We start from the raw sequence: 12,527 nt of genomic DNA on the forward strand, positions 1-12,527 counted from the left end.
CGAACAGCGATCCGCAAGACACTTTCGAGAGTTTAGCCAATCTTTCCGTTCCGAGAGCGCGTAATTGTAAACGCTTTTGCCAACATCAAGAATGTGGATGATCTCCCGTTCCTGTTGTCTGTTTACCTTTAGTTTGTACTGGTAGGTAAGCGTTATCACTGTCGTTCGTTTCGTGATGTAAAATCAAATTATAACACTTACCGCCTAATATGTAAACTGATTACAATCATGAATTTCGCTCCGTTTATAGACTTACCGCTCACGTCGTATTCGTCATCAAATACCGGCCATTGCTATTAACAATGAAATCTTAGCCCGACTTAAAGAAATTTTTGTGTCAACGTCACAAAATGGGACAGCACATTACTTGATTTCAACGGTGAATCCCTTAAAACAGTTAGTAGTCGCTTAATTATAGCGTTTCCTGTTCACAAGAGGTACATTCTCAATCATGAAAAGCTTAATCAGCAAAGGTTAAACTGTACCTCACAGATACGATAACCGCTATAGAAAAGAATTTCCGTACTTAGCGGCAAAGTATTTCTACAACAAACCCTATTTTTGGACGGGAGCTTATTTCGTGGCCAGTTGTGGCGGCGTTACCGTCGAACAACTAAAAAAATACGTCGAGAACCAAAACTCCCCGAAAATAGGCTGTTCTGCATTTAAACTAGATCTCTTGCATAAAAAGCTCTCGGCGTGGCTGATGGGCAAAGAGTGAAAAATTACAAGGTTTCTTAATATTAATTAACAATAATCTCGTCGGCGCTGTCGGGTTGGTTCATTTCCGCTAGGGTTTGCCAACCTGATTGCCAGAGATTCGCGTCTTGCAACTGTTTAGCATTAATCCAGAAGCGGACAGTCGGATCGCAAGAAGCGACTAATTCGGCAAAAACCCATTGACCGCGATTTTGACGATTGACCACTTGAAAATGTCGCCAGCCCCATGTTTTTTGTTTTGCCGTCCATTTTGATCCCAAGAGATGGGGATATTTCTGTTTTTTGGGCATAAAAGTTAAGACATCTGAGTTCGGGATAGGCTAAAACCCTTATATTATCCTATGTCTGCCAACCCGATTCTTTTCCCGGAGCAAGGAGAGGAAAAATTATCGGGGCGCTTAAGTGCGCCCCAGTTTTGGCTAATAACCGCGCCAAACACCCACTAAAACCCCTTGCACTTGTACTTGTTCAGTATTGGCTGTAATTGGTTGATATTTTTGATTAGAGGGTTGGAGAGTGATGATTTCTCCTTCTTGGTAGAAACGTTTTAAAGTAGTGCCGTGGCCTTCGACTCTAGCGGCGACGATTTCCCCATTGGACACCGCTTCATTACCCGTCAGAGAACGCATAATCACCAGATCCCCATCGGCAATATGATCCTCGATCATACTGTCTCCAGAAACGCGCAGAGCATAACAGTCTTGACTGCGTTGCAACAGGTTAGAAAGATCGAGTTTTTCTTCCACATCGGTGAAGGGTTCCACTAAACCACCAGCAGCGATCGCACCGAGAACCGGTAAACCTTGCACTGGTTGTTTGAGAATCCGCAGGGTGCGTGCTTTTCCTTCTGTCCAATCAATATAGCCTTTGGCGCGTAAACGTTCTAAACGGCTTTGAATCGGTGCGGGAGAGCGTAAATTCATCGCTCGCATCATTTGCCGGATGGAAGGGGCGTGTTGAGTAGTGCGAATATACTCAATTAGCCAGTCGTACAACTCCTTTTGCGCTTGAGTAAGGGTTTCGAGGTTAGTCATGATCTATTTTCCTATCCTTGGGTTAAGATAATTTGTACTTTAGTTCATTTGTGTTTAACCTAGTACATCTTAACTTCATCGGCTGACTAAATCAACTGGTTATTAGATCTCTTGCAAAAATCAAAAATTGTCGTGGTTGGTTAGGAGACAGGAGACAGGAGACAGGAGACAGGAGACAGGAGACAGGAGACAGGAGACAGGAGACAGGAGACAGGAGACAGCTTTTATGTATTCTCCCTTCTCCCCACTTCATAATTAATAATTCATAATTCCTTCTCCCTGCTCATAGACAGTCTTAATGAGTAATTTAGATAGTCAACAGCTTATCTTCTGACCTAGCACTTTTTTAAAAAAAGTATCATTAATTTTTATCTCAATTCTCAATATTAATTAATCCCAGTCGGTTGCTGGCAAACTCAGCAGCGTATTAAGAAAAAATAACGAATTGCTAGAAAGCCGAGAATCTGGATAATGATCGAGGTGGAGACAGAAAAATTGCTCTACTTAAGCCTGTCTGCCGTAAGCGTCCAATAGTAGATAGGGAGTCAAAAGCGACGCTCAAAGAAAATCCTTCGGTTGTCAGGGAAACGAGAGGATATTTAGTGCGAAATTGAGCCGTAAAAAAACTTAAAATCCCGACAAATATCGTAAAAACTAAGGGGAACACATGACAAAAAAAACCTATGCAACCATAGACGGTAACGAAGCTGTTGCGCGCGTTGCCTATCGTCTCAGTGAAGTAATCGCTATTTATCCTATCACTCCCTCCTCGCCTATGGGTGAATGGTCCGATAGTTGGGCGGCCGAACGCAGAGCTAATCTCTGGGGAACCATCCCTTCCGTAATCGAAATGCAGAGCGAAGGTGGGGCAGCGGGAACCCTGCACGGAGCGCTACAAACAGGCTCTTTAACTACTACTTTCACTTCCTCGCAGGGATTATTATTAATGCTCCCCAACTTCTACAAAATTGCGGGGGAATTAACCTCTTCAGTGGTTCATGTGGCGGCCCGTGCTTTAGCAGCCCAAGGATTGTCAATTTTTGGGGATCATAGTGATGTCATGTCTGCCAGAAGTACGGGTTGGGCTATGTTAGCGGCTAATTCCGTTCAAGAAGCTCAAGATCTGGCGGCTATCGCCACAGCTACCACCCTAGAAACGCGGATTCCTTTTCTGCACTTTTTTGATGGTTTTCGTACCAGTCATGAGGTGCAAAAAGTCGAATTAATTAGCGATGAAACTCTCAAAGAACTGATCGATGAAGACCTAATTATTGCCCACCGTCAAAGGGCTTTAACTCCCGATCGACCGGTTTTACGAGGCACGGCACAAAATCCCGATGTTTATTTCCAGGCAAGGGAAAGCGTCAATCCTTTCTATTATGCTTGTCCCGATATCACTCAAAAAATTATGGATCGTTTTGCCCAATTAACAGGACGGCAATACCATCTCTATGAATACCACGGTGCGCCCGATGCCGAAAGAGTGATTATGTTAATGGGATCGGGAGGGGAAACCGTCCATGAAACCGTTGATTATCTCAATCAAAATGGGGCTAAAGTTGGGGTTTTAAAAGTTCGTCTCTATCGTCCCTTTGCCGCCGACAAATTACTGGCAGCTTTGCCCACCACAGTGAAAAAAATAGCCGTTTTAGATCGCTGTAAAGAACCCGGTGCCGGGGGCGATCCGCTATATTTAGACGTGGTAAATGCCTTTATGGAAGAGTACGAAGGCAAGCTGCCGAAAATTGTGGGAGGACGCTACGGTTTATCTTCCAAAGAATTTACTCCAGCCATGATTGCTGGTATATTTGATAACTTAAGTCTCGACAAACCGAAAAATCACTTCACTATTGGTATCGTTGACGATCTTACCTTTTCCAGTCTGGAATATGACCGCAGTTTCTCCACCGAACCGGACGAAGTAGTGCGGGCGGTTTTCTACGGTTTAGGTTCCGATGGTACGGTGGGAGCTAACAAAAATTCAATTAAAATTATCGGTGAAGATACTGATAATTATGCCCAGGGTTATTTCGTCTATGATTCCAAAAAATCTGGCTCCGTCACCGTTTCTCACCTACGCTTTGGACCGGAGCCGATTCGCTCTACCTATTTAATCACTGATGCTAACTTTATCGCCTGTCATCAGTGGGAATTTGTCGAACAATTTGACCTGCTAGAAACCGCTAAATCGAACTCAATTTTTCTCCTGAATAGTCCCTATCCACCGGAGGAGGTGTTTAGTCACTTACCCCGCAATCTCCAGCAAACTATCATCGATAAAAATCTGCAAGTTTATACGATTAATGCCACTCAAGTAGCCAAAGAAGCGGGGATGGGCAGTCGGATTAATACCGTGATGCAGGTGTGTTTCTTTGCCCTAGCGGGGGTTTTGTCTCGGGAAGATGCGATCGAACAAATCAAAAAAGCTATCCGCAAGACCTACGGCAAGAAAGGCGAAGAAATCGTGCAGATGAACATCAAAGCTGTGGATTCTGCCCTAGAACACCTCTATCAAGTGCCAATTCCCGCCACTGTCACCCCGGAAGCTTTTGAATTAAGACCTCCAATCCCCGACACCGCACCCGCTTTCGTCCGAGAAGTCCTCGGCAAAATTATCGCCCGTCACGGGGATGAATTGCCCGTTAGCGCCCTTCCCAACGATGGTACTTATCCCACCGCCACTAGCCAATGGGAAAAACGCAATATTGCCCAAGAAATCCCCGTTTGGGACGCTGATGTCTGTGTTCAGTGCGGTAAATGCGTTCTCGTTTGTCCCCACGCCGTTATTCGCTCAAAAGTCTATGATGAGGCCGAATTAGCCACGGCCCCAGAAACCTTTAAAGTCGCTAATGCCAAGGATCACGACTGGAAAGGGCTAAAATTCACCATCCAAGTGGCCGCCGAAGATTGTACCGGTTGCGGTATCTGCGTTGATGTTTGCCCCGCTAAAAACAAATCGCAACCGCGTCTAAGAGCGATTAATATGGCTCCCCAATTGCCCCTGCGGGAACAGGAACGAGTTAACTGGGATTTCTTCCTTAATTTGCCGAATCCAGACCGTTCAAGCCTAAATCTTAATAAAATTAACCATCAGCAAATGCAGGAACCTCTCTTTGAGTTTTCCGGTGCTTGTGCCGGTTGTGGTGAGACTCCCTACGTTAAATTGGTCAGTCAGCTATTTGGCGATCGCATGATAGTGGCTAATGCCACCGGTTGTTCATCTATCTACGGAGGTAATTTACCGACAACACCCTGGGCAGTTAACGCTGAAGGTCGCGGTCCAGCTTGGTCGAATTCCCTCTTTGAAGATAATGCCGAATTTGGCTTAGGATTCCGAGTTTCCATCGATAAACAGGCAGAATTTGCCGCCGAACTGTTAGCAACCCTCGCTAGTGAAATCGGAGAAAGTCTAGCGGCAGATATTCTCAATTGTCACCAAGTCGATGAAGCGGAAATTTACGAACAACGGCAACGGGTAGAGGCCTTAAAATCCCGTTTAGGGCAATTAACCCCGACCACGCAGGTGAAAATGTTGTTATCCGTGGCCGATTATCTGGTCAAGAAAAGCGTCTGGATTGTCGGGGGTGACGGTTGGGCCTACGACATCGGTTACGGTGGCTTAGATCACGTTTTAGCCAGTGGTCGCAATGTGAATATTTTGGTCATGGATACGGAAGTTTACTCGAATACGGGCGGCCAGGCCTCGAAAGCTACTCCCCGCGCCGCCGTAGCTAAATTTGCTTCTGGTGGCAAACCAGGGCCGAAAAAAGACCTCGGTTTAATGGCCATGACCTACGGTAACGTCTATGTGGCCAGCGTGGCTATGGGGGCAAGAAACGAGCAAACTATCAAAGCTTTCCTAGAAGCGGAAGCTTACAACGGGCCATCGTTAATTATCGCCTATTCTCACTGTATTGCTCACGGGATCAACATGACCACCGCCATGAACCATCAAAAAGAAGTGGTGGAAAGCGGTCGCTGGTTAATGTACCGTTATCATCCCGATTTAGCTAAAGAAGGCAAAAATCCCCTGCAATTGGACAGCCGTGAGCCTAAGCTTACCGTAGCGCAAACTCTCTACTCGGAGAATCGCTTTAAGATGTTGGCCACCAGTAAGCCGGAGGAAGCTAAACGTCTCCTCAAAGAAGCACAAGCAGATGTGGACACACGCTGGCAAATGTATCAGTATCTAGCAGCAAAAGGTACAGGGAGCAAGGAATAGTTATGAATCTACACACTACCTACATGGGTTTGCAATTGCGATCGCCGCTAGTCATCGGTGCGGCCGCACCCTTGAGCGAGGATATCGACAATATCAAGAAAATGGAAGACTTCGGAGCCGCTGCCGTGGTTTTACACTCCTTTTTCGAGGAGCAGATTAAACAGGAAAGACTGGCTTTACACCATCATTTTACCCACGGAGCCGAGAGTTTTGCGGAAGCTTTGACTTATTTTCCCGAACCGGAGGTTTTTCACGTTGGTTCCGAGGAATATCTCAACCATATTCGCAAAGCCAAAGAAATGGTCGATATTCCCATTATTGCCAGTCTCAACGGTGAGACCGCTGGGGGATGGTTGGAGTATGCCATTCAAATTCAACAAGCGGGTGCTGATGCTTTGGAGTTGAATGTTTATTATGTTCCCAACGACCTGGAATTAACCGGAAATCACGTCGAACAAAACTATATTGATATCCTCAAAATTGTCAAATCGGAGGTATCAATTCCCGTCTCGATGAAGTTAAGTCCCTACTTTAGCAATACGGCCAATATGGCTAAACAATTAGCGGAAGCGGGGGCCGATGGGTTGGTATTATTTAACCGTTTCTATCAGCCGGATATCGACTTAGAAACCTTGGATGTTCACCCCAATATTATCCTCAGTAATCCTCAAGCGATGCGTTTACCCCTGCGCTGGATTGCCATGCTTTACGGTCGTGTACCGACGGATTTTGCCGCTACCAGTGGTATTCATAACGCCATCGACGTGATCAAAATGATGATGGTGGGTGCAAAAGCGACTATGTTAGTTAGTGTTTTATTACGCCACGGTTTGGAGGAAATTATCAAGATCGAACAGGGTTTATTGCATTGGTTGGAAGAAAATGAGTATGAATCGATCGAGCAGTTAATTGGCAGTATGAGTCAAATGAATTGCCCAGATCCTAGCGCTTTTGAACGGGTACAGTACATGAGGGCCATACAAAGTTACGAACCTGTTTGGAAACGTTTTCAAACCACCAGCAAATAAAAGTGGGAAGTGGGAATGGGGGAATGGGGGAATGGGGAATGGCTCTTCGGTTTGTGTTATGCAATGGACGGGGGATATAAGGGATGGAACCCTTATGTAGAAAGGCACTTGGCGATTTTTGTCAATTGTTTTTGATCTAGAGCGAACTAATCAATTAATACCAAGTAACGAAGAACCTGGGGGGAATTTCAACTAAAACCCTAAAACCCCAAAACCCCAAAACCCCAACACCCTAACACCCCAACACCCTAACACCCCAACACCCTAACACCCCAACACCCCAACACCCCAACACCCATCCGACTCCTGACAAAAAAATCCTGGAGGATATAACCATGAGCGAGAATCAAAGGAAAAAAATTGGTATTCTGACCAGTGGTGGCGATTGCCCGGGGTTAAATGCGGTAATTCGTGCCGTGGTGAAAGCATCAAAACTCAAGGGTTGGGATGTGTACGGCATTCCCTACGGGACCGACGGTTTTATGCAGATTGCCGAGGGAAAATATCACCCCCAAGATTTGATCCTGACTCAGCATGGCTATAACCTGCCAGGGGTCTTGAAAGGATTAGACGTTTTGCAGTTCCTTAGTGGTAGTATCTTGGGTTCTTTGAGCAAAGGACATCCCGAAAACCCAGAAATTGCCACGAAAATCCTGCAAGGATACGAAATGCTGGGATTAGATGCCCTGATCGTCGTCGGGGGCGATGGGAGCATCGATATCATCTACGATCTCGCCCAGAAAGGCAATTGGAATATTATCGCGGTTCCCAAAACCATCGATAATGACGTTCCCTATACGGAATGGGCCGTCGGTTTTACCACTGCCGTCGATATCGTCACCCAAGCTTTGTATGATCTCACCTTTACCGCCGCTAGTCACGAAAGGGTGATGATTGTGCAGGTGATGGGTAGAGATGCTGGTCATTTAGCTCTTCATGCCGGAATTGCCGGGGGGGCCGATGCGATTTTTATTCCCGAATTAACCCCTGCTCTCACTCCCGAAATTATCGACGGTTGTTGTCGTCATTTGGCACAATTACGCGCTCAAGGTCGTCAATTCGCTCTCATTGTAATTTCTGAGGGTGTTAAAAACGAAGATAACCAAAAAGAGAAGTATATTGCTGATTATTTACAAAAATTGATAGTTGACAAAACTCGCTCTTTGTGCGTTACCGATCCCGTCTTCTGTTATCTCAATTCCATGGATGTGCGGGCCATGTCTTTGGGACACCTGCAAAGAAGTCGTCCTCCTTTGGCCATGGATCGACTGTTAGCCACGGCTTTCGGCATTAAGGCCGTAGAATTAATCGAACAGGGAAAACTCGATCGCGTGGTGATTTGGCGCGGGGGACAAGTGCGTAGTTTGCCCCTGAAACCAGTGATCAAAATTATCAAACAATGCCATCAAGAGAATCGCTGTGCCTATCCCGTGGATCCTGATGGTTTTATCGTCAAAACAGCCCGTTCTTTGGGAATTTACCTAGGGGAAAATCCCACGACCACGACCGAGACGGCAGTAGTTCCGCAAGCTGTGGAGGCGTTGGTTTAGTGATAATAAAGCGAGAAGGGTTGCTCATACCTTCTCGCTTGGTTAATTGGTTAAGATTAGGCATTTCTAAACGCTACAATTACGGGAGATACTGACAGCTACTGTAAAAATCAAGAAACTTTTTAAAAGAGTGTAATTAATTTTCTGACTTATGTTATACTGGGGGCTAAATTTTCAAAAGCCGACAACTATGTCAAATTCACTAAGCTCACAAGAGTCTTGCACGGGAAAGCAAGTCAACGAAGCACAATCCATTAATCAATTAGTGGAAAAAAAAACCGATTATAATAATTCCTCTCAAGTATCTAATATCAACGGCAATTTTCCAGAACTCGATCGGATAGAGCTTATGAGTGAAATGGAGCGTTTAACCAAGCTAGAAAAGATCAGAAAAATAGCCAGTTATCTCAGCTTGGTTTTAATAATCCTAATCCCTTTTGTTCATCCTCTGTTGAATCCTTTCCCCAATCAAGAAAACAAATTAGAAAACCGAGTCAAATTAGAAAACCGAACTGTATATTCCTCTCAAATATCTACGGAGATAATTTACCGACCCGATGAATTAAATTCTTTTCTGTCAAATAATCATGACTTTATCTATCGCTATCTGATCGTGCTTTTAACTATTAGTCTCTCTCTGATGGGTTCTACTTATTTGATTGAGTTTTTAGAAAATACCGAGAGTATAGTTAACGGAGATAATTCACCGAACCCGATGAATTAAATTCTTTTCTGTCAAATAATCATGACTTTATCTATCGCTATCTGATCGTGCTTTTAACTATTAGTCTCTCTCTGATGGGTTCTACTTATTTGATTGAGTTTTTAGGGCTAGATATTCCCAACATCATCAATAATCTTTTCAGAATTGCCCCAAAAAACCTAGCAATGGGCGAAGTTATTGCTGTTGATACTGTAAAGACTTTATATATTTGTATGTACCTCTTTTACATCTACCACCTGTACAGACTTTACATTTGGACTGTACAGTATGTACATACCTTACTGTACACTTTACATATTGGAGCAATTTTGGCAAAATTTAGACAACGTTTTATATTTTATATCAATGTTTGAAGACCCTTTATCTCGTCTTAAAAAAGCTTCTTTGGGATTCGCATTTGGCAGTGCTTTAGGAGCCGTTATTGCTATGGGTACTACATCGGAAGACTGGAATCCCTATCAAAAATGGTTCTATGGTAGTAGCATAGCTTCGATCGGCGGCATAGCAGGTTTAGCGGTTGATGGAGTAACCGGTTCTACAGAAAGACTCAAAGCGTCGATTAAAAGAAATAAGCATGATATACTAGGTCAATCACTAATAAATCGTGATTTAACTCCGACAGCTTTTTTACAAGAATATATAAAGTTAGTTTATTCTGATCTATCCGCATCAAATTTAGAGTATCGAGATAAGCAATGGTTGATTGAAAAAGTGATTCCTCGAGTTTTGAGAGTTATTCCAGAATTCTATCGTTATTCACCCGAATACATGAAAACACTTTTAGAAGACTTGTATAGCTTTTTAAAAGAAGAAGCTTACCAGCCGATTAATGTGGGAGTAGGACAGCCAATATTATTAATCCAAAAATTATTTAATCCACAACTGGAGATAAGAATAGCAGCAGCTACATCGACAAGATGGTTCGAACAATATGATCTAGTTTTTCATAATCGAGAATCATATCCACAAAGACCAGCTTTAGAAAAAGCTACAAGTCCAACAGTGGAACCTCCCATTCCATTAGAAAGAACAGAAGAAGAAATTGCCGTGGAAGAAGAAGAGATTTAAGCCGGAATTATGTCTTTGTTTCGGTGATTATCCTAAAAGATAACTTTGTCTTTACAGGGTTTTTTATGGCAATAAAGTACGGAGCAAACTCATCTTATAGCAGTTATCTTAATGGTGAGGTACAAAATTTTCATTTTTGGGAGACAGGAGACGATGCCCTATCAGATTATACTTCATCTTTATGAGAAACGTTGTCATGAAAATTACTCAAATTCACTTTAACCTAGATTTGTAGAAGTTGGGTTAAATTATCTCAAGGGAACAAAACCAGCTTTTTCAATTAATTTCTGTCCTTGATCGGTTAATAATAAATCAGCGTAAGCTTCCCCCGCTTGTTCGTCTAATTGACCATTTTGTTTGATAATAACAAAAAGACGACGGGTGATCGGGTATTCTCCCTTTTGAAAAGCTAATTCATTCAGTTGATTACGCTTCTGGGGACATTGGGAAGACGGGATCGAAGGTTCTTGGTAGGGGGCAACTAACTTATTTTCGCTTTTACCGAGGGGTAAAGTTTTAATTCCACACTGGGGAACTACTTCCGGTGCAGAAGCATAGTAAATTCCTCCCGGATTTTGGGAAACTTTTCTAAGAGCAGGAGTCGTGCTATAAACGTACTGAATATTATCCCCAAAATCGGCTTTTTCTAAAACCTGATCGATAAAAAATTCCACGGTTCCCCCATCTTCCTTGCGTCGGGAATAGGGAATAATGGCTAAATTAGGCCCGCCCACTTGCCGCCAATTGCTAATTTTTCCTGTATAAATATCTTTTAACTGGGTAATTGTTAGACCGGAAACCGGTAAATCGGGATGAACTGCGATCGCAATTCCATCGATAGCCACGGGAACCTCTTTTAAAGTCAATCGCCGTTGTTGAGCGCGTTGTATTTCCTCATCTTTGAGCGATCGAGATGCTTGGGAAAAAGCCAATTGATTCTCGATTAACATCCGAATACCGCTGCCGGTGCCGGGGGTTCCCGTAGTGGGATCGGTATAGACGAGGCGAAATTTCGGCCAGACTTGCTGGATGATAAAGTCCACTTCCTTGCGAATCGGGGCCCAAGTGGTACTTCCCCCGTAGTTAAATAATCCTTCCGGGACATTTTTAACCGCAGCTAACGTTTCGGAAATTTGATTATTCGAGGAGGAGGAGGAAGAAGAATTCGATCGATCATTGAAATTGGGAAAGGTTTTGTTGAGCAACCACCAAGCAATTCCTCCTAAAAGTGCCGATGTCACCATAACCGTCAACAGCAGGGGAAGAATTTCATTTTTCTGGGACATAAAATCAGGATCAGGCTTCGGACTACTTTAATGATAATACCAGCTTTTTTTAATGACCCTAGCTTTTACAATTCTGTCGAGTTGTGCCAAGGGTTAAGGATAAACCATAGAGACACGAACAACAGAAAGGAGAGGACAGATTCGATGAGTAAAACCTATCAGATAAAGGACAAGATAGCGATATAAACTGCTTGAGCATCTTCTCCTGTTGACTGGCTACAGATATTCGAACAGCAAAAAACTTGAACAACAAAAACTAGAAAAGCAAGGGATGGAGGCAACCCCATCCCCAAACTAGACAATGAGGCTATTCTTTTTTATACATCACCTCCACCACGGTATGTACGTTACCTCTGGGATGAAAATCCCCCTTAACTTTCATCTGCAAGGGTTCGCAAGCGGCCACCAAATCATCTAAAATTTGGTTAATTGCTTCTTCGTGGGAAATATAACGATCGCGATAACTATTAATATAAAGTTTAATCGCCTTTAATTCCATCACCTTTTGATCGGGAACGTAGCTAAGATAAATAGTGGCAAAATCGGGATAACCGGAAAAGGGACACTTACAGGTATATTCCGGCAGAGTGATCTGAATATCGTAATTTCTGCCCGGGCGTGGATTGGGGAAAGTAATTAATGTTCCTTCGGCAATTTCTCTTTCCCCGTACTTAACTTCAATTTTTTCGGAAGACTGAACCATGTTTTTTCCTAACTAGACACTGTTTCCTATCATAGCTGGAATATTCAGTCGAGAGGCGTTACCGAATCAACAGTTGACATCCTCGCCGCACTTTTAGGGCGGCGATTCCTAAACCTCACGATTTAAGTTTCTGCTTCAACCACCGTTGCATACCACGGTTAAAAAACCATGTACTGTCTTACACAAAGTCCA

The 12,527-nt window shown here is 43.6% G+C and carries 10 protein-coding genes and 1 pseudogene; 6 read left to right on the forward strand and 5 right to left on the reverse strand.

Annotated features, from left to right (window positions below):
* Positions 1–159, reverse strand: a 159-nt coding sequence (locus EWV84_RS09785) for a helix-turn-helix domain-containing protein (protein WP_287077851.1), incomplete at its 3' end; no start/stop codon positions are given.
* A gap of 349 nt (positions 160–508) precedes the next feature.
* On the opposite strand from EWV84_RS09785, the pseudogene EWV84_RS09790 reads away from it, so the two are divergent.
* A pseudogene (locus tag EWV84_RS09790) lies at positions 509–721 on the forward strand (transposase); the annotation flags it as partial.
* A 22-nt stretch (positions 722–743) separates the two neighbouring features.
* Here the strand turns inward: EWV84_RS09790 and EWV84_RS09795 are convergent.
* Together EWV84_RS09795 and lexA are read right to left on the reverse strand one after the other, a co-directional pair.
* Positions 744–1,010 carry a TIGR02450 family Trp-rich protein gene (locus EWV84_RS09795; protein ID WP_286823851.1) on the reverse strand — a complete coding sequence of 89 codons (267 nt, stop codon included), beginning with the start codon at positions 1,008–1,010 and terminating at the stop codon, positions 744–746.
* Positions 1,011–1,139: 129 nt separating this feature from the next.
* Positions 1,140–1,754 (reverse strand): transcriptional repressor LexA, encoded by a 615-nt coding sequence (lexA, locus tag EWV84_RS09800; RefSeq protein ID WP_286823853.1) that lies wholly within the window; start codon positions 1,752–1,754, stop codon positions 1,140–1,142.
* A 667-nt stretch (positions 1,755–2,421) separates the two neighbouring features.
* Between lexA and nifJ the strand changes: the two genes are divergently transcribed.
* The 5 genes from nifJ (at position 2,422) to EWV84_RS09825 (ending at position 10,346) form a co-directional block, all read left to right on the forward strand.
* Positions 2,422–5,976 carry a pyruvate:ferredoxin (flavodoxin) oxidoreductase gene (gene nifJ, locus EWV84_RS09805; RefSeq protein ID WP_287077845.1) on the forward strand — a complete coding sequence of 1,185 codons (3,555 nt, stop codon included), beginning with the start codon at positions 2,422–2,424 and terminating at the stop codon, positions 5,974–5,976.
* A gap of 2 nt (positions 5,977–5,978) precedes the next feature.
* The gene (locus EWV84_RS09810) at positions 5,979–7,004 is read left to right on the forward strand and encodes a dihydroorotate dehydrogenase-like protein (RefSeq protein WP_286823856.1); all 1,026 of its coding nucleotides are present in this window, start codon (positions 5,979–5,981) and stop codon (positions 7,002–7,004) included.
* A 335-nt stretch (positions 7,005–7,339) separates the two neighbouring features.
* The gene (locus EWV84_RS09815; RefSeq protein WP_287077846.1) at positions 7,340–8,554 is read left to right on the forward strand and encodes an ATP-dependent 6-phosphofructokinase; all 1,215 of its coding nucleotides are present in this window, start codon (positions 7,340–7,342) and stop codon (positions 8,552–8,554) included.
* A gap of 190 nt (positions 8,555–8,744) precedes the next feature.
* On the forward strand, positions 8,745–9,278 hold the full coding sequence (locus tag EWV84_RS09820; RefSeq protein WP_287077847.1) for a hypothetical protein: 534 nt from the start codon (positions 8,745–8,747) through the stop codon (positions 9,276–9,278).
* A gap of 267 nt (positions 9,279–9,545) precedes the next feature.
* Positions 9,546–10,346, forward strand: a complete 801-nt coding sequence (locus EWV84_RS09825) for a hypothetical protein (RefSeq protein WP_287077848.1) — start codon at positions 9,546–9,548, stop codon at positions 10,344–10,346.
* A 248-nt stretch (positions 10,347–10,594) separates the two neighbouring features.
* Here EWV84_RS09825 and EWV84_RS09830 read toward each other — a convergent pair whose 3' ends face one another.
* Together EWV84_RS09830 and queF are read right to left on the reverse strand one after the other, a co-directional pair.
* The gene (locus tag EWV84_RS09830; RefSeq protein ID WP_287077849.1) at positions 10,595–11,632 is read right to left on the reverse strand and encodes a PstS family phosphate ABC transporter substrate-binding protein; all 1,038 of its coding nucleotides are present in this window, start codon (positions 11,630–11,632) and stop codon (positions 10,595–10,597) included.
* A gap of 307 nt (positions 11,633–11,939) precedes the next feature.
* Positions 11,940–12,335: a preQ(1) synthase gene (gene queF, locus EWV84_RS09835; protein ID WP_002740916.1), complete on the reverse strand. Its 396-nt coding sequence runs from the start codon at positions 12,333–12,335 to the stop codon at positions 11,940–11,942.
* Positions 12,336–12,527: the final 192 nt, after the last annotated feature.

This window comes from Microcystis sp. M_QC_C_20170808_M3Col, from assembly GCF_007095505.1.
Taxonomy (GTDB): Bacteria; Cyanobacteriota; Cyanobacteriia; order Cyanobacteriales; family Microcystaceae; genus Microcystis.

Coding starts and splice junctions, on each gene's coding strand:
- EWV84_RS09810 (WP_286823856.1), top strand. CDS start 5,979: ATGAATCTACACACTACCTACATGGGTTTGCAATTGCGATCGCCGCTA.
- EWV84_RS09820 (WP_287077847.1), top strand. CDS start 8,745: ATGTCAAATTCACTAAGCTCACAAGAGTCTTGCACGGGAAAGCAAGTC.
- EWV84_RS09830 (WP_287077849.1), bottom strand. CDS start 11,632: ATGTCCCAGAAAAATGAAATTCTTCCCCTGCTGTTGACGGTTATGGTG.
- nifJ (WP_287077845.1), top strand. CDS start 2,422: ATGACAAAAAAAACCTATGCAACCATAGACGGTAACGAAGCTGTTGCG.
- EWV84_RS09825 (WP_287077848.1), top strand. CDS start 9,546: ATGTACATACCTTACTGTACACTTTACATATTGGAGCAATTTTGGCAA.
- EWV84_RS09795 (WP_286823851.1), bottom strand. CDS start 1,010: ATGCCCAAAAAACAGAAATATCCCCATCTCTTGGGATCAAAATGGACG.
- queF (WP_002740916.1), bottom strand. CDS start 12,335: ATGGTTCAGTCTTCCGAAAAAATTGAAGTTAAGTACGGGGAAAGAGAA.
- EWV84_RS09815 (WP_287077846.1), top strand. CDS start 7,340: ATGAGCGAGAATCAAAGGAAAAAAATTGGTATTCTGACCAGTGGTGGC.
- lexA (WP_286823853.1), bottom strand. CDS start 1,754: ATGACTAACCTCGAAACCCTTACTCAAGCGCAAAAGGAGTTGTACGAC.